The organism is Phenylobacterium sp. (assembly GCF_004299445.1).
Lineage (GTDB): Bacteria > Pseudomonadota > Alphaproteobacteria > Caulobacterales > Caulobacteraceae > Phenylobacterium.
Genome location: NZ_SCTC01000053.1, coordinates 61,945 through 81,955 on the forward strand (window position 1 = coordinate 61,945; position 20,011 = coordinate 81,955).

The 20,011-nt window shown below is 69.5% G+C and carries 22 protein-coding genes; 14 read left to right on the forward strand and 8 right to left on the reverse strand.

What is annotated here, in order from left to right:
* Positions 1-169 precede the first annotated feature (169 nt).
* Genes cobA through EPN98_RS14800 form a run of 6 tightly spaced genes read left to right on the forward strand, consistent with a single transcriptional unit; the run spans position 170 to position 5,120 of the window.
* Positions 170-1,024: a uroporphyrinogen-III C-methyltransferase gene (gene cobA / locus EPN98_RS14775; protein ID WP_366558480.1), complete on the forward strand. Its 855-nt coding sequence runs from the start codon at positions 170-172 to the stop codon at positions 1,022-1,024.
* Positions 1,021-1,383 carry a DUF2849 domain-containing protein gene (locus EPN98_RS14780; RefSeq protein ID WP_293363649.1) on the forward strand — a complete coding sequence of 121 codons (363 nt, stop codon included), beginning with the start codon at positions 1,021-1,023 and terminating at the stop codon, positions 1,381-1,383. The genes cobA and EPN98_RS14780 overlap by 4 nt, the downstream gene beginning before the upstream one ends.
* A 5-nt stretch (positions 1,384-1,388) precedes the next feature.
* Positions 1,389-3,044: a nitrite/sulfite reductase gene (locus EPN98_RS14785; RefSeq protein WP_293363651.1), complete on the forward strand. Its 1,656-nt coding sequence runs from the start codon at positions 1,389-1,391 to the stop codon at positions 3,042-3,044.
* The gene (locus EPN98_RS14790) at positions 3,028-3,528 is read left to right on the forward strand and encodes a DUF934 domain-containing protein (RefSeq protein WP_293363652.1); all 501 of its coding nucleotides are present in this window, start codon (positions 3,028-3,030) and stop codon (positions 3,526-3,528) included. Before EPN98_RS14785 ends, EPN98_RS14790 begins: the two co-directional genes overlap by 17 nt.
* On the forward strand, positions 3,525-4,283 hold the full coding sequence (locus tag EPN98_RS14795) for a phosphoadenylyl-sulfate reductase (RefSeq protein WP_293363654.1): 759 nt from the start codon (positions 3,525-3,527) through the stop codon (positions 4,281-4,283). The genes EPN98_RS14790 and EPN98_RS14795 overlap by 4 nt, the downstream gene beginning before the upstream one ends.
* 12 nt (positions 4,284-4,295) lie before the next feature.
* A complete protein-coding gene (locus EPN98_RS14800; RefSeq protein ID WP_293363655.1) occupies positions 4,296-5,120 on the forward strand; it encodes a ferredoxin--NADP reductase in 825 nt (274 codons plus the stop codon).
* A 4-nt stretch (positions 5,121-5,124) separates the two neighbouring features.
* On the opposite strand, the gene EPN98_RS14805 is transcribed toward EPN98_RS14800, so the two are convergent.
* Together EPN98_RS14805 and EPN98_RS14810 are read right to left on the reverse strand one after the other, a co-directional pair.
* Positions 5,125-5,652: an AAA family ATPase gene (locus tag EPN98_RS14805; protein WP_293363657.1), complete on the reverse strand. Its 528-nt coding sequence runs from the start codon at positions 5,650-5,652 to the stop codon at positions 5,125-5,127.
* A 30-nt stretch (positions 5,653-5,682) separates the two neighbouring features.
* A complete protein-coding gene (locus EPN98_RS14810; protein WP_293363659.1) occupies positions 5,683-6,162 on the reverse strand; it encodes a 3D domain-containing protein in 480 nt (159 codons plus the stop codon).
* 186 nt (positions 6,163-6,348) lie between these two features.
* Here EPN98_RS14810 and EPN98_RS14815 point away from each other — a divergent pair, with 186 nt between their 5' ends.
* Genes EPN98_RS14815 through folD form a run of 4 tightly spaced genes read left to right on the forward strand, consistent with a single transcriptional unit; the run spans position 6,349 to position 9,366 of the window.
* Positions 6,349-6,930: a glutathione S-transferase family protein gene (locus EPN98_RS14815; protein WP_293363660.1), complete on the forward strand. Its 582-nt coding sequence runs from the start codon at positions 6,349-6,351 to the stop codon at positions 6,928-6,930.
* 42 nt (positions 6,931-6,972) lie between these two features.
* Positions 6,973-7,998, forward strand: a complete 1,026-nt coding sequence (locus EPN98_RS14820; protein WP_293363661.1) for a S1/P1 Nuclease — start codon at positions 6,973-6,975, stop codon at positions 7,996-7,998.
* Positions 7,998-8,456: an NUDIX domain-containing protein gene (locus EPN98_RS14825; protein WP_293363663.1), complete on the forward strand. Its 459-nt coding sequence runs from the start codon at positions 7,998-8,000 to the stop codon at positions 8,454-8,456. Before EPN98_RS14820 ends, EPN98_RS14825 begins: the two co-directional genes overlap by 1 nt.
* Positions 8,457-8,475: 19 nt before the next feature.
* Entirely contained in the window at positions 8,476-9,366 is an 891-nt protein-coding gene (gene folD, locus EPN98_RS14830; protein WP_293363664.1) for a bifunctional methylenetetrahydrofolate dehydrogenase/methenyltetrahydrofolate cyclohydrolase FolD, read from the forward strand.
* 144 nt (positions 9,367-9,510) lie between these two features.
* Here the strand turns inward: folD and EPN98_RS14835 are convergent, their stop codons facing one another.
* The 4 genes from EPN98_RS14835 to EPN98_RS14850 are packed head-to-tail and all read right to left on the reverse strand — an operon-like array spanning position 9,511 to position 13,041.
* On the reverse strand, positions 9,511-10,134 hold the full coding sequence (locus tag EPN98_RS14835) for an ABC-type transport auxiliary lipoprotein family protein (RefSeq protein ID WP_293363666.1): 624 nt from the start codon (positions 10,132-10,134) through the stop codon (positions 9,511-9,513).
* A complete protein-coding gene (locus tag EPN98_RS14840; protein WP_293363667.1) occupies positions 10,134-11,087 on the reverse strand; it encodes an MlaD family protein in 954 nt (317 codons plus the stop codon). The genes EPN98_RS14835 and EPN98_RS14840 overlap by 1 nt, the downstream gene beginning before the upstream one ends.
* Positions 11,087-11,917: an ABC transporter ATP-binding protein gene (locus tag EPN98_RS14845; protein WP_293363668.1), complete on the reverse strand. Its 831-nt coding sequence runs from the start codon at positions 11,915-11,917 to the stop codon at positions 11,087-11,089. Before EPN98_RS14845 ends, EPN98_RS14840 begins: the two co-directional genes overlap by 1 nt.
* Complete coding sequence (locus tag EPN98_RS14850; RefSeq protein ID WP_293363670.1) at positions 11,914-13,041, reverse strand: ABC transporter permease; 1,128 nt, start codon at positions 13,039-13,041, stop codon at positions 11,914-11,916. The genes EPN98_RS14845 and EPN98_RS14850 overlap by 4 nt, the downstream gene beginning before the upstream one ends.
* A 245-nt stretch (positions 13,042-13,286) precedes the next feature.
* On the opposite strand from EPN98_RS14850, the gene EPN98_RS14855 reads away from it, so the two are divergent.
* Genes EPN98_RS14855 through EPN98_RS14865 form a run of 3 tightly spaced genes read left to right on the forward strand, consistent with a single transcriptional unit; the run spans position 13,287 to position 15,050 of the window.
* Complete coding sequence (locus EPN98_RS14855) at positions 13,287-13,601, forward strand: hypothetical protein (protein WP_293363672.1); 315 nt, start codon at positions 13,287-13,289, stop codon at positions 13,599-13,601.
* A 41-nt stretch (positions 13,602-13,642) separates the two neighbouring features.
* A complete protein-coding gene (locus tag EPN98_RS14860; protein ID WP_293363673.1) occupies positions 13,643-14,146 on the forward strand; it encodes a YdcF family protein in 504 nt (167 codons plus the stop codon).
* Between the two features lie 31 nt (positions 14,147-14,177).
* Positions 14,178-15,050 carry a hypothetical protein gene (locus tag EPN98_RS14865; protein WP_293363675.1) on the forward strand — a complete coding sequence of 291 codons (873 nt, stop codon included), beginning with the start codon at positions 14,178-14,180 and terminating at the stop codon, positions 15,048-15,050.
* Between the two features lie 137 nt (positions 15,051-15,187).
* Here the strand turns inward: EPN98_RS14865 and EPN98_RS14870 are convergent, their stop codons facing one another.
* Together EPN98_RS14870 and EPN98_RS14875 are read right to left on the reverse strand one after the other, a co-directional pair.
* Positions 15,188-17,635, reverse strand: a complete 2,448-nt coding sequence (locus EPN98_RS14870; RefSeq protein ID WP_293363677.1) for a TonB-dependent receptor — start codon at positions 17,633-17,635, stop codon at positions 15,188-15,190.
* 275 nt (positions 17,636-17,910) lie between these two features.
* Entirely contained in the window at positions 17,911-18,546 is a 636-nt protein-coding gene (locus EPN98_RS14875) for a glutathione S-transferase family protein (RefSeq protein ID WP_293363678.1), read from the reverse strand.
* A gap of 128 nt (positions 18,547-18,674) precedes the next feature.
* On the opposite strand from EPN98_RS14875, the gene EPN98_RS14880 reads away from it, so the two are divergent.
* Positions 18,675-20,009, forward strand: a complete 1,335-nt coding sequence (locus EPN98_RS14880; protein ID WP_293363680.1) for a CitMHS family transporter — start codon at positions 18,675-18,677, stop codon at positions 20,007-20,009.
* The last annotated feature ends 2 nt before the right edge of the window (positions 20,010-20,011 follow it).

Below are 20,011 nucleotides of genomic sequence, written 5' to 3' on the forward strand. Positions count from 1 at the left end.
CTCTGAACGCCCCGGCAGAAGTCCTTGGGTTGCGAATTGGCCCCTCGCCGCCCTTATTGCAAGCGTCCGCTGGTGTATCGGCCCTTTTCGCCGGCGGACGACAGGCGGGGCGGGCGCAAGTCCGCCCCGTCATGATTTCAGGGCGCGTACGTCGATAGAGAAGCTAATCATGGCCACGAGGAACGACGAAGGACGACGCACCCGGCGCCTGGTGGTGCTAGGCGGTCGCGGGCCTGCGCCGGATGTCGGACGGGTGTGGCTGGTGGGCGCCGGACCGGGAGATCCCGAGCTCCTGACGATCAAGGCGCTGAAAGCGCTGCAGGCCGCAGAAGTGGTTGTCCATGACGGTCTGGTCTCGGACGAAATCCTCGAACTCGCGCCAGCGTCCGCGCGGCGGATCAGCGTCGCCAAGCGCAAGTCGCGCCACAGCTACAGCCAGGACGAGATCAACCGGATGCTCGTCGCCTTCGCGCTGGAAGGCCTGAATGTCGTTCGCCTGAAGGGCGGCGACCCCTTCATCTTCGGCCGCGGCGGCGAGGAGCTGGAGGCCTGCCGCGAGGCGGGCGTCGACTGCCAGATCATCCCAGGCGTGACCGCGGCCCTGGCGGCTGGGGCCTCGGCCGGCGCGCCGCTCACCCACCGCGACTCGGCCCAGGCGGTCACCTTCGTCACCGGTCATGCCAAGGCGGGCGGCGAGCCCGACCTGGACTGGGCCAGCCTGGCCAGGGCCAACCAGACGGTCGTCATCTACATGGGCCTGTCGATGGCCGCGCCGATCGCCGCGCGCCTGATGGCCGCCGGCCGCGCGGGCGCGACGCCGGCCCTGATCGTGGAAAACGCCAGCCGCGCCGACGAGCGCCGCGTCGTCACCACGCTGAGCGGCCTGGCCGAGGCGGCCGCCTCGCTCGGCGGCCCGGCCCTGCTGATCGTGGGCGAGGCCATGGCGCTGGCCCGCGCCGGTGAAGAGGGCGCCGGCGAAGGCCGCGCCCAGGTCGAAACGCTTATCCAAGAGGCCCGCGCATGAAGGCGCTGACCGCCAACCGCCTGACCGATGGCGAGGTCGTGTTCTGGAAGTCCGGGCAGTGGGTCACCCGCTTCGCCGACGCTGAGCTGTGGGCCGATGACGACCCCGCTGCGGGCGAGGCCGAAGGGCAGGGCAAGACCCAACCCACGACCGTGGTCGACGCCTACCTGATCGACCTCGTGGAATCTGAAGGGCTGTGGGCCCCGCTGAGCTACCGGGAGCGCATCCGCGCCCTGGGCCCGACGAACCACCTCCACCACGGCAAGCAGGCCGAGGGCGGGGCGGTGATCGAGGCGCTGCAGCACGCCCACGGCGCGGCCCGTTCGACCGGCCGCGTCAATCTGATCAAGCGGAAGTAGGGCCGATGTACCAGTACGACGTCATCGACAAGGAGATGCTGGCCGACCGGTCCGCGGAGTTTCGCGGGCAGGTGGCGCGGCGTCTCTCGGGCGAACTCACGGAAGACCAGTTCAAGCCGCTGCGGCTGATGAACGGCCTCTACCTGCAGCTCCACGCCTACATGCTGCGGGTCGCCATCCCGTACGGCTCGCTGAACCCCACCCAGCTGCGCAAGCTGGCCTGGATCGGCCGCACCTACGACAAGGGCTACGGCCACTTCACGACGCGGACGAACCTCCAGTTCCACTGGATCAAGCTGGCCGACACGCCCGACATCCTGGACCATCTGGCCCAGGTGGACATGCACGCCATCCAGACGTCGGGGAACTGCATCCGCAATACGACGACCGACCCCTACGCCGGCGCCACGGCCGAGGAGGTGGACGATCCGCGGGTTTGGGCCGAGGCGATCCGCCAGTGGTCGACCTTCCACCCCGAGTTCTCGTTCCTGCCGCGCAAGTTCAAGATCGCCATCACCGCGGCGCCCAAGGACCGTACGGCCGCCAAGGTCCACGACATCGGGCTGGTGCTGAAGCGGGCTCGCGACGGGTCACTGGGCTTCGAGGTGATCGTGGGCGGCGGCATGGGGCGCACGCCCTACGTCGGCCCGACCATCAAGGAGTTCCTGCCGGTCAACCGGCTGCTGAGCTACCTGGAAGCGATCCTGCGCGTCTATAACCGCCACGGCCGGCGCGACAACATCTACAAGGCCCGGATCAAGATCCTGGTCGCCGCCCTGGGCAAGGACGAGTTCGCCAGGCAGGTCGAGGCCGAGTGGGCCAAGATCGGCGAGGCAGCCGACCTGCCCGACACCGAGCTCGCCCGCATCCGCGGCGCGTTTGCGGCGGCCAACTTCGAGGTGCTCCCGGCCCAATCGGAGGCCTTCGAGGCGGCCAAGGCGTCGAACCCCGCCTTCGCCCGCTTCGTGCGCAACAACCTGAAGCCCCACAAGAAGGCCGGCTACGGCATCGTCGAGATCAGCCTGAAGGGCATCGGCGACACGCCCGGCGACGCCACCTCGGAGCAGATGGACGTCGTCGCCGACCTGGCTGAGCGCTACGGCCAGAACGACATCCGCGTCACGCATGAGCAGAACCTGGTGCTGCCCCATGTGAAGCTGGACGATGTGCCGGCCGTCTGGGCGGCGCTCAGCGAGGCCGGGATCGCGACGCCGAACATCAACCTGGTCAGCGACATCATCGCCTGCCCGGGCCTGGACTACTGCGCGCTGGCCAACGCCCGGGCGATCCCGGTCGCCCAGAACATCGCGGCCAAGTTCAAGGATCAGGACCGCGCCGAGAAGATCGGCGAGCTCAAGATCAAGATCTCGGGCTGCATCAACGCCTGCGGCCACCACCATGTGGGCCACATCGGCATCCTTGGCGTCGATAAGAAGGGCGAGGAGTTCTACCAGCTGACCCTGGGCGGCTCGGGCGCCGAGGACGCGGCCGTGGGTTCGATGCTGGGCCCGGCGCTGCCCTACGACAAGGTGGCCGACGCGGTCGACACGCTGGTCGAGGTCTACCTGCGCGAACGCCATGACGGCGAACGCTTCCTCGACACCTTCCGCCGCACCGGCGTCACCCCCTTCAAGGAGGCTGTCTATGCCGACGCTCATTGAGCTGAAGGACGGCGTCTGCCGCGGCGTCGACGACCCGTTCACCCACGTGGCCGACGACCAGGACATGCCGGCTGGCGACGTGATCGTCTCGCTGGCGCGGTTCCAGGCAGAGGGCGAAGGGTTGCTGGCCGAGGGCCGGCGGGTGGGCGTGCGCCTGCAGAGCCACGAGGAGGCCGAGGTGCTGGCCTATGACCTGCCGCGCCTCTCGGTGGTGGCCCTGGAGTTCCCGAAGTACCGCGACGGCCGCGCCTATACGAACGGCTACGTCCTGAGCGGGCGGCTGAAGTTCAAGGGCCAGGTCCGCGCCGTCGGCGACGTGTTGCGCGAGCAGGCGGGCTTCATGGCCCGCGTCGGCTTCGACGCCTTCGAGCCGGCCGACGACGCCAGCGCCAACGAGTGGCAGGCCGCCATCCGCCGCTATCGCCACGTCTATCAGAGGTCTGCAGACGGCCGCGCGCCGGCGTTCGCGGAGCGGGAGTCATGAGCGTGGCGTACGACAGCATCGATCCTGGAACTGCAGCCGCCCTGCGCCTCGACGCCGAGCTGCGCCGCGCGCACCCCCGCACGATCCTGGAAGCCGCCGTGGAGAGCTTCGGCGACAAGCTGGCGCTGGTCTCGTCCTTCGGCGCGGAGTCAGCAGTGCTGCTGCACCTGGCGGCTCAGGTGAAGGCCGACATTCCGGTGCTGTTCCTCGACACCGGCATGCTGTTCGGCCAGACGCTGGACTTCCGCAAGACCCTGGCCGAGCGGCTGGGCCTGACCCAGGTCCGTGACCTGCGGCCGCAGTATCAGGATCTGGCTGTCCACGATCCCCAGGCCAAGCTCTGGCAGACCGATACGGACGCCTGCTGCAACATCCGCAAGGTGATCCCGCTGGATCGTGCGCTGGGCGAGTTCGACGCCTGGATCACGGGCCGCAAGCGCTTCCACGGCGGCGACCGCCTGAACCTGCCCGTGGTCGAGCACGCCCCAGGGGGCCTTGGGGGCCACGTGAAGTTCAACCCCCTGGCCAACTGGGGCAAGGCCGACCTCGACGCCTATGCGGCCGAGCATGACCTGCCCGCCCACCCCCTGGTCGCCCAGGGCTTTCCCTCGATCGGCTGCTGGCCCTGCACCCAACCCGCGGAGGAGGGCGAGGACGCCCGCGCCGGCCGCTGGAAGGGGATGGACAAGACCGAGTGCGGCATCCATGTGGCGCGTGCGCCGGGGACGCCCAACAACGTCGGCGGCGATATCTAAGGCTTTGACGGAATGAACGACGTGTCCCTGGTCCAGCCGGCCGCCGCGGCCCCCAAGGCGTCCGGCGCCTTCTTCGTCGAGACGGTGACGTGGGTCCATCACTGGACCGACACCCTGTTCTCGTTCCGCTGCACCCGCGACCCGGGCCTGCGCTTCTCCAGCGGCCAGTTCCTGATGGTCGGGCTGCAGAAGGAGGACGGCAAGCCGCTGGTGCGCGCCTACTCCGTCGCCTCGCCGTCGTGGCACGAGGAGCTCGAATTCTACTCGATCAAGGTGCCGGACGGCCCGCTGACGTCGCGCCTGCAGCACCTCAAGGTGGGCGACAAGGTGCTGATCGGCCGCAAGCCCACCGGCACGCTGGTGCTGGACGGCCTGAAGCCCGGCAAGCGCCTCTACATGCTGGGCACCGGCACGGGCCTGGCGCCCTGGCTGTCGCTGGCCCGCGACCCCGAGGTCTACGACCGCTTCGAGACCGTCGTGGTCACCCACACCGTGCGCGAGGTCCAGGACCTGAACTACGCCGAGCTGTTCGAGAAGGACCTCAAGGAAGACGAGATCCTGTCGGAGCTGATCGGCGACAAGCTCAAGTACTATCCGACGGTCACCCGCGAGAAGTTCCGCACCCAGGGCCGCATCACAGACCTGATCGCTTCGGGGCAGCTTTTCCGCGACCTGGGCCTGCCGCCGTTTAACCCGGCCGAGGACCGCGTCATGCTCTGCGGCGGCCCCTCGGTGCTGGCCGACCTGAAGCAGCAGCTGCTCGACATGGGCTATGTGGAAGGCTCGCTGGCCCAACCCGGCGACTTCGTGCTGGAGCGGGCGTTCGTCGAGACCTAGGCGCCTAGGTCCGGCTGAGCACGAAGGCTGCGCGGTCCTCCACGCTGCCCTTCGGCACGATCACCGGATGGTAGCCCAGATCGGGCAGCGTCCGCAGGATCTGCGCGAACACGGCCTCCATCTGCGACCAGTCCTGCCGCCGCTCGGCGTCATTGGCGTAGATGTCCTGCCACGGCGGGAAGACGAAGACCTGTCGATTGTAGCGCCGCGTCCGGATCGCCTCGACCAGGGCGGGGGAGGGCGGCACGCCGTTCGTCCCGTACATGTCCATCAGCCCGCGGTCGAAGAACACGCGGCCCGTCTCGCCCGCCAGCCGGTCGAAGTCGGCGATGTCGCGGGCTGTGGTGAGGTCGCAACAGGCCTTGGGGTCGATCCAGGGCACGGCCGAGCCGCCGGCTTCGATCTGCTCGCGGATCACGGCGCGGATGTTCTCGTCCAGGGTGAGCTCGCCCGCCGCCCGCAGGTGTTCGATCAGCGCGGTCTTGCCCGTGCCGCCGCCGCCGGTGAAGACGAAGAAGTTGGGTTTGTGCATCGGTTTCCCTCCCTCGGGGAGGGAAGGCGCCTAGTTCGGCGGGCAGCCCTTGAACTGGCCCACCTTCACGGCGGTCAGCGTCGACAGGTTGAGCTGGCGCATCGTCTTCATCGAGGCGGCGTTGTGGCCCGTGTAGAGGTCCACGCGCTGGCCCTTGATCGCCCCGCCGATATCGGAGGCGTACCAGTAGCCGTCGTGCGCCTGGCCGTCGGGCATCTTCAGGCCCACGGTCTCCTTGATGAAGACCACGGTGCGGCGCGGGATGATGGACTTGTCGACCGCCAGCGTGCGCATGGGCACGACCTTGCAGCCAAGGCTGTCCAGAACGCCGACGCCCTTGGCGCCGGCATGATACAGGGTCGCCTTCACATTGAAGACGCCGGTCCCAGGAAGCGCCCCGGAAATCACCGAAGTGATGAGGTCGCCCACAGGGTCGTTTGGCGCGGCAGACGCGCTGGACCCGAATCCGAGGGCCGAGATTACTGCCAGGGCGGCGAGGCGGCGTCGCATTGACGGCGTCTCCTTCGTCGTTGAACTGGGTGGCCGGAGTCCTACCGGCTGAGGTCCTCCGGGGCAACCCCGGAACGGCGGTTTGTCGCGAGCTGTGAGCTAACCTAACAGCGCGCGTGAGGCAGGATCGCTTGCGCCGCAGGGGAAAACGCCGCACAGCCACGCTCGAAATCCGGAGGCGGGCGCATGAAAATCTATGGGGACAGCAAGTCCGGCAACTGTCTGAAGGTCAGCTGGACCGCCGATTTCCTGGGCCGACCCTACGACTGGATCGACGTCGATATCCTGCAGGGCGAGTCGCGCACGGCCGACTTTCTGGCGATGAATCCGGCCGGTCAGGTGCCGGTCGTGCTGCTGGACGACGGACGCGCGCTGGCCCAGTCCAACGCCATCATCCTGCACCTCGCCGAGGGCTCGCCGCTGATCCCGGCGGACGCCTACGACCGGGCGCGGATGCTCGAATGGATGTTCTGGGAGCAGTACAGCCACGAGCCCTATGTGGCCGTCGCGCGCTTCCAGGTGCGCTACCAGGGCAAGCCGGTCGAGGATCTCGAGCCTCGGCTGGTGGAGCGTGGGAACGCGGCGCTGGCGCGGCTCGAGCAGGGCCTGCAGGGTTCTTCGTTCCTGGTCGGCGATCGCGTCACGCTCGCCGACGTGGCGCTGGTGGCCTACACCCGCCTCGCCCACGAGGGCGGGTTCGACCTGGCCGCCTATCCTTCGGTGAAGGCCTGGGTGGCGCGGGTGGAGCAGGCGCTGAACATCCGCTGAGCCGGCTTGCCATCCGACGGCCGGCAAGCGACACCCGCAGGCATGAAACGCCGCCCCCTTGCCTCCCGGCTGGCCGTCGCCGCGCTGGCCGCCCTGGCTGTCGCCGTCCCCACCTCGCTCGTCGCCTGGGGCGGCACCGGCCACCGGATCTTGGGCGAACTGGCCATGAAGGCCCTGCCCGCCGAGCTTCCGGCGTTCCTGCGCACGCCGCAGGCCGCCGCTGACGTCGGCGAGTTGTCGCGTGAGCCAGACCGGTCCAAGGCTTCTGGCAAGGTCCACGACCACGACCGCGACGCGGGCCACTTCGTCGACCTGGACGACGAGGGGAAGATCCTGGGCGGCCCCCCGATGCTGCCCCTGGCGGCCACCCGGGCAGACTATGAGACCCAGCTGCGCGCCGCGGGGCTCGACCAGTGGAAGGCCGGCTACCTCCCGTACGCGATCATCGACCGCTACCAGCAGCTGACGACCGACCTGGCCTACTGGCGCGTGCTGAACGCCGCCGAGAAGAACCCGGCCTGGAAGAAGAACCGGGCGTGGTTCCGGCAGGACCGGATTCGCCGCGAGGCGCTGATCCTCAAGGGCATCGGCGAGCTGTCGCACTTCGTGGGCGACGGCAGCCAGCCGCTGCACGTGACGACCCACTTCAACGGCTGGGGCGACTATCCGAACCCCAAGGGCTATTCGACGGCGCGCCTGCATGGCCCGTTCGAGAGCGAGCTGGTGCAACAGACCGTGAAGGCCCACGCCGTGGCGGCGAAGATGGCGCCCTTCAAGTCGTGCGGGTGCCCGATCGAGCAGCGCGTCGGCGCCTATCTCACCGAGACCGGCCGTTTCGTGATCCCGTTCTACGAAATGGAAAAGGCCGGTGGGCTCGCGCCCGGCGATCCGCGCGGAACGGCCCTGGCCACCGAGCGCCTGGCCGTGGGCGCCTCCGAGCTGCGCGACCTGGTCGTCGAGGCCTGGCGGGCCAGCGCCAACGTCAGGATCGGCTGGCGGCCGGTGGCGGTGCAGGACGTGCTGTCCGGCAAGGTCGATCCGTATCCGGCGCTCTACGGCGTCGACTGATGCCGCCGCAGTTCGGCGCGCCGCCGCCCGGCCAGGTCCCGCCCGATCGGCCGGCGGCGTTCTGCGTCATCGAACGTGACGGCCTGGTCGCCCTTGTCGAGGTGCCTTGGGAGGGCCGCGGCCTCTTGCTGCACCTGCCCGGCGGCGGGCTGGACCCAGGCGAGACCGAGGCCGAGGCGGCCGTCCGGGAGTGCGGCGAGGAAGCCGGGCTGGTCGTGGCGCTGGACGCCGAGCCGTTCGTCCGCGCGGACCACTATTTCCTGCACCACGACGGGATGATCCGGAACACGCGCGGGGCCTTCTTCGCAGGTCGCGTCCTGGCGGAGGATCCTTCGCGGGTCACCGAGCCAGACCATCGGCTGGTGTGGATGGCGCCGTCCGAGGCGGTCGTTCAGCTCGAGCGCGAGTCCCACGCCTGGGCGGTCGCAGCATGGCTGAGATTGCGCGCGCGCGCCTGACCGGCTAGCAGCGCTGCCCATGACGGCGCAAATCATCGAAGGACTGCCGGTCGCGGATCGCCTGCGGGCGGACGTGGCTACGGAGGTGGCGCGGCTGCGCGCCGAGCATGGGCTCCAGCCTGGGCTGGCGGTGGTGCTTGTCGGGGACGATCCCGCAAGCCAGGCCTACGTGAAGTCTAAGGGCGAGCAGTCCAAGGCGGCCGGGATGCACTCGGTGACCCATCTGCTGCCGGGCGACACGACACAGGAGACCCTGGAGGCGCTGGTCCGCGATCTGGCGGCCGACCCCGCGATCCACGGCGTCCTGGTGCAGCTGCCCTTGCCCAAGCACCTCGACGAGAAGCCCGTTATCGAGCTCATCGGGCCTGACAAGGACGTCGACGGCCTCCACGTCGTCAACGCCGGGCGTCTCGTGGCGGGGTTGCCCGCCCTGGTGGCCTGCACGCCCACGGGCTGTCTGATCCTGCTGAAGGCCACGCTGGGCGACCTGACCGGCAAGCACGCGGTCGTCGTCGGCCGGTCGCTGCTGGTGGGCAAGCCGATCGCCCAGCTGCTGCTGGCCGAAAACTGCACCGTGACCATGGCCCACTCGCGGACCGTCGACCTGCCGGGGATCTGCCGCCAGGCGGACATCCTGGTGGCGGCGGTCGGCCAGCCGCGGATGATCCGGGGCGACTGGATCAAGCCCGGCGCGTGTGTGATCGACGTGGGCATCAACCGCGTGCCTTTCGACAATCCGGAACAGGCGGCGGCCGGTAAGACCAAGATCGTCGGCGACGTGAACTACAAGGAAGCCTTGCAGGTGGCGGGTTCGATCACTCCGGTGCCCAAGGGCGTCGGCCCGATGACCGTGGCGGTGCTGCTGCACAACACCGTGCTGGCGGCGAAGCGGCTGGCGGGCGTTTCGTAGCCGGCCGGCCATCTTGGCGCGTCAGCGCCGTTCAAATCCACACGAACGGAGAGTCCGCCGCCCACCGGCTCGCTGACGATCCAGCGGGTTCGTGTGGTTCGTGTGGTTCGTGGACAAACTGACAGCGCCTGCGACGCCGCGGCGCTAACTGGCCTTCGCGTTCTCGCCCGTCCAGGCCACGACCTCGGCCAGCACGTCGGCCACGGCCTTGTCGTAGGCCGGGACAATCGCACTGACGCGGTTGTCGGCGGCGCGGACGCGCTTCTCGAAGATCCGTTCCGAGACGACGCCGCCGCTCGTGCCGGACGTGAGCGCCCCGCGCACGCGGACGACGACGACCGGCGCCGCCTTGGGCCCGCGGTCGTACTGGGTCTCGAAGTTGCGGACGTCCAGCCGCAGGATGTAGGCGGCCGAGGCCGGTTCCCCCCGCGAGATGATCCGCACATGGCCGGGATCACTGTCGAAGGCGGCGAGGACGGCGGCGTCCCACAGGACCGCGGCGGGCGCGACCCAGCGCGTCTCGGCGATATAGGCGGCCTTGCCCTGGCTGATCGTCAGCAGGCGATCGCCGGAAGACTCCCGTTGGAACAGGGCGTTGGCGCGAAGCACGCCCACCGTGCCCGCCGGCGCGGCGACGGCCTCGGCGGCGAGCGGCTGGCCGAAGCGGTAGAGGTCGGCGGGCTTGCTCTTGGGCAGCAGCGAGACGCAGCCCGAGAGCGCCAGGGCGGCGACGCCGACGGCCGCGAGACGGAGGAGGGGGGAGCGCATCACTTGGGCACCTTCATTTCCTCGGCGGCGGGTTTGCCCAGCGCGCCCGTCGGGCTGGACTGGACGTCGTTGACCAGCCGCTCCAGCGACTCTGCGGCGGTCTGCAGCTGAACGACGGCCGCGGTGATCTGCGGCAGGCCATTGGTGGCGAAGTCCGTGGTGGGGCCCTGCAGCCGCGCGATCATGGCCCGGGCGTCCTTGGCAGCCGCGCGCGCCTCTTCGGCGGCGTCGGCCAGGTTGGCGATGGCGCGCTTGCCGTCGCCGTCCACCACATTGCGGGTCGAGGCCGACAGCTTGGCGATCTCGTCGGCGGCCGTGTCGATCCGCTGGAGCGCGCTCTGGGCGTCGGCGATGATCGCCTTGCGCTCGCGCAGCTCGGCGGTGACCGCCTGGGCGTCGGAGATCGCCGCCGAGAAGGTCTTGATGTTCTCGTCCGACAGCACGCGGTTCACGCGGTCCAGCGCCTCGATGCTGCGGGTCAGCACCGTGCCGCCGCCCTCGAGGAGGTCGGAGAGTTGGCTGCGCTGGCTGCGCAGGATCGGGATGCACTCGCGCAGGCCCTGGCGCGCACAGGCCGTCTGCTTCAGCAGCGGCCGGGTGCCCGTGCCCGAGGTGATCTGCACGTAGTTCAGGCCGGTGATGCCCTGGGGCTCCAGCGTCGCGTAACTGTCGACGCGGATCGGCACCTCCTCGGTCACCCTGACGCGCGCGATGACGTTGCGGGGGTTGGTCTGGTCCAGCGCGATCTTCTGCACTTCGCCGACCTTGATGCCGTTGAAGTGGACTTCGCCGCCCTCGCTCAGACCCCGCACGGGACCCTGGAAGACGATGTCGTACAGGTCGTAATCCCGGGCGATGCTCAGCCGGGCCAGCCAGACGATGAACACCACGAGCGCCGCCATGAGGATCAGCGTCGAGAGGCCCACCAGCGTGTAGTTGGCGTTCTTTTCCATCAATACTCCGTCGTCTCGCGGGCGGCGCGCGCGGCGCGGCCGCGGGGACCCAGGAAGTATTCCCGGATCCACGGATGGTCGGATCTCTCGAGCTCCCGCACGGGCGCGGTCGCGACCACGTGCCGGTCGGCCAGGACGGCGACGCGGTCGGTGATCTCGTAAAGGGAGTCGAGGTCGTGGGTGATCATGAACACCGTCAGGCCCAGGCTGTCGGCCAGGTCACGGGTGAGCTCGTCGAAGGCGGCGGCGCCGATTGGGTCCAGGCCCGAGGTGGGTTCGTCCAGGAACAGGAGCTCGGGGTCCAGCGCCAGCGCGCGGGCCAGGCCGGCGCGCTTCTTCATGCCGCCGGACAGTTCCGCGGGCTTCAGCGATCCGGCCTCTGGCCGCAGACCCACCATGGCGATCTTGAGGTCCGCCAGTTCGTCGGCCTGTTTGCGGCTGAGGCCGGTGTGTTCGAGCATCGGCGCCGTAACGTTTTCCCGCACGGTCAGGTTCGAGAACAGCGCGCCGCCCTGGAAGAGCACGCCCCAGCTGCGCTCGAGTTCGCTCCAGCGCCGGCGCGACGCGCGCTTCAGCTCGTGGCCGAACACCTTGACCGTGCCGGCGGTGGGCGAGCGAAGGCCGATGATCGTGTTGAGCAGCACCGACTTGCCCGTGCCCGAGCCGCCGACAACGCCCATCACTTCGCCGCGCTCGACGACGAGATCCAGATCCTCATGCACCACGTGGTCGCCGAATTGGTTGCCCAGGCCGCGAACCTCGATCGCGGGCCCGTCTCCATCCAGGCCGGACGCATCATCGTCGTCGGGGATTTGGGAGGCCACGGTCATAGGTCGAGCTGCATGTAGATGAGGGCGAAGACGGCATCGATCATGATGATCGCGAAGATGGCGTGGACCACCGCGGCCGTCACGCGCTGGCCCAGCGACTGGACGTCCCCGCCCACCAGCAGGCCCTGGCGGCAGCCGATGCCCGCGACCACGGCGGCCATCACCGGCGCCTTCGACAGCGCAATGTAGAAGTGGTTCGGCCCCACGTTGTCGATGATCCGCTGCAGGAAGAACGTCGGGCCCAGGTCGAGCACGGTCCAGGTCACCAGCAGGCCCCCGGCCAGACCCGCCAGGGTGGCGACGAAGGTGAGCAGAGGGATGGTCAGCAGCAGGGCCAGGAATCGCGGCAGCACCAGCGCGTCGTAGGGGTCGACCCCCATGACCTGCATGGCGTCGACTTCCTGCTGCATCTTCATCGAACCCAGCTCGGCGGCGAAGGCCGAGGCCGAGCGGCCGGCCAGCAGCACGGCGGTGATGACGATGTTGAACTCGCGCAGCACCGCCACGCCAATCAGCTCGACCACGAACACCTCGGCGCCGAACTGACGCAGCATGTTGACGCCCAGAAGGGCGACGACCGCGCCGATGAAGAAGGTGGTGATCGCCACGATCGGGATGGCGTCGAGGCCCGCCCGCTCCATCTGCGTGAAGATCGGCGCCCAGCGGACGCGGCGCGGCGCACGGACCAGGTTCCCGAGCATCCGGCCGGTCACCACCAGCAAGTGGCCGAAGAAGGCCATGGTGTCGAGGAACTCGGCCAGGAGGTCGGTCATGCCGCGGCCGATGCGGATGACCATGTTGTGCAAGCCCACGGGCTCGCGGCGGACGACCCGCTCCACCTGGGTGGCGTTGTTCACGAGCTCGAGCAGGCGGCGCGATTCGGGGCGGCCCGTCACGCGATCGAGGCTGAGATCGGAACCGACGGCCCGTACGATCGCGAAGGCGCCGGCTGTGTCCATGCGGCGCACGCCGCTCAGATCGAGGCCGATCCCATTGATTCCCTTCACCGCCGCCGCCAGGCGATCGGCGGCGTCGCCAAGCTGCGCCGTCGTCCAGTCGCCGCTGAGCGCGACGGTGGGGCGATCGGTCGCGGGCTGCAACTGAAGGGCGGCCGGCTTCTCCATGCGGAAGGTTGTCCCGGTGTACGCGGCGACTGTCCAGCCTCGTCAGCGGGCGGAATGCTCCTTCGAAGGGCGCCGCCCCCGTCCGGGCGACCTGCCGCCAACGCGCATATGGCGAAGGCTGTTCCCGTTCCAGCCTGCGGTTCGTGCACAGCTACGGCCACGCTCAGCCAAGATTTAGTCCAAGTCGCGCGGGTAAGCATCGTCGGTCCGGCCTATACGACACGAGTAAGAGTGGAGAGAGCCCCGTGAACCGCCAGATCGACCTCGCAGGGGCCTCCGGCGCCCGCTACCGGTACTCGCCGCTGGAGGAGAACCGCTTCCTGCCGCCCGCCGGGGCGAATTATGTGATTGCCGAGATCACCGACGATGGCGCCGCCAATGTCGTCTACGCCGGTGAGACCGACAATCTGGCCAGCCAGACCTGGCGCGCCGACCTGGAAAAGGCGCGGCGCAAGTACTCGACCGTCACCGTGCTGACCCGCCTGAACGTGACGCGCGCGGTGCGCGAGGCCGAGCGGCGGGACCTGATCGACCACTACCATCCGCCGCTGAATGGCTGAGACGCTTTGGCGGTTGGCGCGACGCGCGCCATGCTGACCGCGTGGATGGGCCGCCCCTGATCGTGATCTTCGGCGCCGCGGTGCGCGCCGACGGCTCGCCGTCGGCGGCGTTGCTGCGCCGGATCGGCTATGGCCTCCAGGCCTCCCGCGCCTGGCCCGACGCCCCGATCCTCTGCTCGGGCGGGGTGGGGCGGGTCGGCCCCTCCGAGGCCTCGGTGATGCTGGAGGTGCTGGCGCGGGCGGGCGTCGCCGCCGAGCGACTGATTCCCGACGAGGCCAGCCTGGACACCCTGCAGAGCGTCGTCGTCGCGGCCCGTCTGGCGCGACGCCACGGCAGGCCTTTCGTGGTCGCCTGCAGCGACGGCTACCACCTGCCCAGGATCCGGCTCATGCTGGCGGCGCTGGGCGTGCGCAGCGTCGGCGGCCCCACGGGCGGGCCGCGAGGCGCCTTGAAGCATCGGCTGGGGATGGCGCTGCGCGAGATTCCGGCCATTCCGTACGACGTGGTCCTGGTCGCCGCACAGCGACGCCGGCTTCTGTCATAGTGCTGACCCACTCGCCCTGGAGGTTCGGACCATGGCTTCCGATCCGCAGAATCCCTTCCGCAACAGCGCCTGGCCGCAGATGCCGCAGGCGCCCTTCCGAGTCGGGCCGCTGTCACGGAGCCCGGGCTCGACCGAGACCGGCGCGGAACCCAAGTCAGCGCCCGGACCCGGACCGCAAGCCGCGCCCGAGCCGCCGCCGACCCGGGTGACGCCGCTGTACGTCCGCCCCGTGGGCGCGCCGCCGCCGCAGGGTCTGGGGACGGGCGGCGCCTTCCCGGCCGCCCAGCCGCCCGCGCCTCGACCGATCCCGGCGGACCCGCCGCCGATCGTCGCGCGGGCTGCGCCGGCCGAACCCCCGCCACCGCAGCCCCGGGTCGTCGATCCGGAGCCGGTGGGCTTCGAGGTCGAGCCGGTGATCGTCGAAGCGCCGCGGCGACCCGGATCGCCGCCTCCGGCAAAGCCCAGGCCCAGGCGCCGCCCGATCTCGTCGTCGGCATGGGCCGCGGGGGCGGTGGGCGTCGCGGGCGTCGCGGGCCTGGTCTACCTGCTTACCCGCAGCCCTCAGCCGGCCAACCCGGGGCCTGCGCCCGCTGCGGTGGTCGCGACGGCGCCAGCGGTCGCACCCGCGGCGCCTGCCATGGTCACGCCGCCTCCGGCCGCGAGCCCGCCGGTGGTCGCGCCGGCGCCGACACCAGCCCGCAGGCTTGCCGCGGCGACGCCCGCGCGATCGCCGTCGCGGGCCGTCGCCGCGCCCCCGGCCGCCGCCGTCGAAGAAGCGGCTGCGGCGCCGGTGCTGGCCCTACCGCCCGCGGCCCCGCCCCCGGCGGTCGCGCCGCAGCCGGCGTACGTTCCGCGCACGACGCCCGATCCGAACGCGCCGATCACGACGCAGCGGCCCTACTAGCAGGGGCCAAGGTCGCCTGGCCTTCTCCAGCGCACGCACAAAACAAGGGCGGCCCGGAATCGCTCCGGGCCGCCCGCTTCTGTTGTCTCAGATGCTCCGGAGGGTCCCACCGCCATGCGGCAGGACCCAAGAGCCGATCAGTAGGTGAAGCGCAGCGCGACGCCGTAGGTGCGCGGCTGGCCCAGGAACGCGTCGTACGAGCCCGACTGCAGAACGGCGTTGAAGCCGACCTGATAGTACACGTCGTCGAAGAGGTTCTGGGCGAAGGCCTCGACGGCCCAGCGCTTGTCGGCCGACGTCAGACCCACGCGGGCGTTCACCAGCGTGAAGCCCGGTTGGTTCTTCACCGGGTCGAGGTCGGAGCCGGTGTTGAAGCTGGAAACGCTCTTGGCGTTGACCGCAATCCGGCCGACCAGGTCATCGCTGATGTTGTGCTCATAGGTGACGCCCAGCGCGCCGGACCACAGCGGGGCCAGGGAGAGGCGCGAGCCGGGCAGGTTGCCGCCCAGGAAGATCGGGTTGCTCTTCGGATAGTAGGTCTCGGCGTAGGTCACGCCGCCGTTCATCGTCAGGCCTTCGACCGGCGTGAACCAGATGAAGTCGAGATCGACGCCCTTGGAGATCACCTTCGGCACCGAGGCCACCGAGAAGACCAGCCCGTTGAAGGCGTTGAGCTGGAAGTCCTCGTAGCGCTGGTAGAAGCCGGTGACGTTCAGCAGAACCTTGCGGTTGAAGAGCGTGTTCTTCATCCCGAGTTCGTAGGAATCCACCGTCTCAGGCGCGAAGCTGGTGTCGAGCACCGGCGCGGTCGGCTGGCCGCGAACCGTCTGAACGGTCGTGGCGATCCGGTCGAGGTTGAAGCCCCCGGCCTTGTAGCCGCGCGCGAACGACGCGTAGGTCATCACCTCGGGGGAGAAGCGGTAGGCCAGCTTGGCCGTGCCCGTCAGCTTCTCTTCGCTCAGCGACTGGTTGTTGTTGCGGATTTGGCCGAACGCCGGGCTGTTCGAGGCCGCGCAGAGCACCTGGTAGGTCCCGGCGCCCAGGAGGCCGCCGGCGCGGATCAGAGCGCCGCTGGCCGGGAGCGGGCCGCCGAGCGCCGAAGCGCGGGCCAGCGCCGTGGAGCAGCCGATGCCGCCGTCCGTGTTGCTCCAGAAGGTCTTGAGATCCTTGTCTTCCCACGTGTAGCGCAGGCCGACGGTGAGCTCGAGAGCGTCGGTGATCTTGTAGCTGTTGTTCGTGAAGAGCGAGAAGCCCTCCTCACGCTGCTGGTAGAGGTCGTCCTGGCCGTTGCCCGCGACGAACGTCGAGCCCAGCGGGCGGCCGGTGAACACCGACGACAGCGTGTTGCCGAAGAGGGCGTTCACATACTGCTCGTACTGGGTCCCGTAGGTCACCGTGCGGACGTGCAGGCTCAGGTCCTCGCGCGAGTAGAAGGCGCCGACCAGCCAGTCCAGCTTGTCGGTCGCGCCCGCCAGGCGGACTTCCTGGGTGAAGGTGTGGAACTTGCTCGAACCCGGGTTCGAGCTGTTGCTGTGCGTGGGCGAATACAGGATGTCGGCGCTGGTCCAGTCGACGTCCGAACCGCCGGACTGGCTCCAGTCGCGAACCGCGGTGATGGAGGTCAGCTTGGCGCCGCCCAGCCAGGGCGTCTTCCAGTTGGCTTCGACCGAGAAGCCCGAGTCCTTCACCGTCTTGAGGAAGCTGCGGTTGCTGTAGTCGCGGAACGAGTCCGGATCCGGCGGAATCGCGAGGCCGCCGGGGGCCAGCGAGTTGATGATGGCCTGGGTGGCGCCATTCAGGATCTGCACCGCGCCGCAGCAGCGCTCGTCACGCTTGGTGTAGTCCATCGAGACGTTCACATCGATCGTGGACGTCGGGGTGAACAGGAGCTGGGCGCGACCGGTGTAGAAGTCCTGGTCGTTGTTGTCGGGACCCTGGGTCTTGTAATAGCCGTCGCGCTCGCGGGCGGCGACATAGACGCGCGCGGCCACCTTGTCGTCGATGATCGGGCCGGTAAGCGAGATCGAACCGCCGAAGCCGTCGAAGTTGGTGAACTGCGCTTCCGAAGTGGCGCCCAGCCGGAACGAGGGCCGGGCGGTAATGATGTTGATCACGCCGGCGGTCGTGTTCTTGCCGAACAGCGTGCCCTGAGGCCCCTTCAGCACTTCGATGCGGCTGGTCTCGCCCAGGTCGCTGAACGCCACGCCGTTGCGGGGCCGGTAAACGCCGTCGATGATGACGCCGACCGAGGACTCCAGGCCCGGGTTGTCGCCGACCGTGCCGATGCCGCGGATGCGCGCGGTGGTGACAGCCGAGCTGCTGGTGGAGGTCACCGTCAGGCCGGGCGCGACGATGGTCAGATCCTTGATGTCGCGGACGCCGGCGTCCTGCAGCTGCTGGGCGCTGACCGACGTGACCACGATCGGCACGTCCTGCAGGCTCTGCTCGCGCATCTGCGCGGTGACCACGATCTCGTCGACGGTGGCGGCGTTGTCGGTCTCGGTCTGCGCGTTGGCGGCGGCCGCGAAGGCGCCCGCCATCACGACGGCCAGCGCCGACGTGCGGAATAGCATTCCACTGTTCATTTCGCTTCGTTCTCCCCCGGTGCGGCCCCGCTCGTAGGGGAGGTGGCAGGCGCCTGCCCGGAGGGGCGCGAGTACCCACGCAATGCCTTGTGGGCAAAGGGATTGCGTTGTTTCGGACGGGTTAGGGGCCCGGCTGTTGCGCCGAGGTCACGAAACGGTCGCAAGACCGCTGTTTTTGTTACCTCGCGTCGAGACTAGGTTCGCCGAACGAAGTCTTTTGACGCAGCTGTCAGGACTTGGAGTTCGCGCGCTGCGGCTGGGGCGCCGCACGGCGGTCAGGACGAGGGCGGCGTCACATGGAACGGCTGGACCACGGCCTGGAATTCCGGGCGGGCTTCGCAGGCGGCGGCGTGTGACGCGAGCGCCGGCCAGTCGGACGCGGCATAGACCTCGGGCAGGGCTTCGCTGACGAACCGCAGCACGCAGCCGACCGCGACGTCGGCGTGCCCGATCGTTTCGCCGAACCACCAAGGCCCGCTTCGCGCCGCCCGGTCGGCCTCCAGGGCGTCCAGCACGCCCGCGATCTGGGCCCGGCAGCGTTCGACCCACATCGGCGTCCCGCGCTGGTGGATCACTCGTTCGTAGACCAGGCTCACGGCCTTGTCGGCGAGGCCGGTCGCCAGCGCGATCGTCTTCAGGGCCTGCCGCCGGTCCAGGCCCGAGGCGGCGATCAGGGCGCGGTCGCGGCCCGCCTGCTCGTCCAGCCAGTCGAGGATCGCGCCGCTCTCGAACAGCGCCTCGCCGTCGTCCGCGATCAGGGTGGGCACTCTTCGCAAGGGGTTGTGCGCGGCCAGCCGCTCGGCGTCGCCGAACACCGACCACGGCCGGTGCTCGTAGTCGAAGCCATAGAGCCGCAGCGCCACGGCCACGCGGCGCACGAACGGGCTGTCGTATTGTCCGATCAGGATCATCGCGGCTCCCCCAGGCTGTCGCATCCACGGATATGGGCGTCGGGCGGGGCCGGGAAAGGGCCACATGTGTGGAATCCGGCTATGGATATTTCATCGCGTAGCCATTTCGGGGGACGGAGCCCGCGCGCATGAGTCTCGCCATCCTGGGCTTCGCGATGGTGGCCGCGTTCATGACGCTGATCATGACCGGGCGCCTCGCCCCCGTGGTCGCCCTGATCATCACGCCCATCGTCTTCGGCCTGCTGGCCGGCTACGGCCTGGACCTCGGCCCGATGATGCTGGAGGGCGTGAAGAAGATCGCGCCCACCGGCGTGATGATCATGTTCGCCATCCTCTATTTCGGCGTGATGATCGACGCCGGCCTGTTCGACCCGGCCGTGCGCCGTCTGATCGCCATCGTCCACGGCGACCCGGTGCGGGTGGTGATCGGCACGGTGGTGCTGGCGGTGCTGGTGTCGCTGGATGGCGACGGCTCGACGACCTACATGGTGACCGTCGCCGCCATGCTGCCGCTCTACCGGCGAATGGGGCTCAATCCGCTGATCATGGCGTGCCTGGTGATGCTCTCCAGCGGGGTGATGAACCTGACGCCTTGGGGCGGGCCCACGGCGCGGGCGGCCACGGCGCTGCAGCTGGACGCTGGCGCGCTGTTCCTGCCTATGGTCCCGGCGATGGCGACGGCGGTGGGCTTCCTGCTGCTGCTGGCCTGGCTCTATGGGCGCGCGGAACGCAAGCGGCTGGGCGCCCTGCGGATCGACGCCCACAATCCGCCGGGCGGCTTCGACGACCTGACGCTGACCGCGGACGGCGGCGTCACGGTCTCGTCCGATCCCGCCGCGCTGCGCCCGCGGCTGCTGATCGTCAACGCCGCGCTGACCGTGGGACTGCTCGCGGCGCTGGTCTCAGGCGCCGTCCCGCTGCCGATCCTCTTCATGACCGGCTTCGCGGTCGCCACCCTGATCAACTACCCGAAGCCGGCGGACCTGCGGGCCCGCATCGCCGCGCACGCCCCGAACGTCATCGCCATGACGGCGCTGATCTTCGCCGCGGGCGTGTTCACCGGCGTTCTCTCGGGAACCGGCATGGCCGAGGCGATGCCGCAGAGCCTGATCGCGATGATCCCGCCGGCCATGGGCCCCTACATGGCGCCGATCACCGCGGCGCTCAGCCTGCCGATGACGTTCTTCGTCTCGAACGACGCGTTCTACTTCGGCGTCCTGCCGGTGCTGGCCGAGGCGGGCGCGCAGTACGGGGTCTCCAAGGCGGCCATCGGCGCGGCCTCGCTGGTGGGTCAGCCGTTCCACCTTCTCAGCCCCCTGGTGCCGTCCACTTACCTGCTGGTCAGCCTGATCGGTGTCGAGTTCGCCGCCCATCAGCGCTTCACCTTCATCTGGGCCATCGCGACCTGCGCCGTCATGGCCGTCGCGGCGATGCTGTTCGGGGTGTTCCCGTTCCGGGCTTGAGA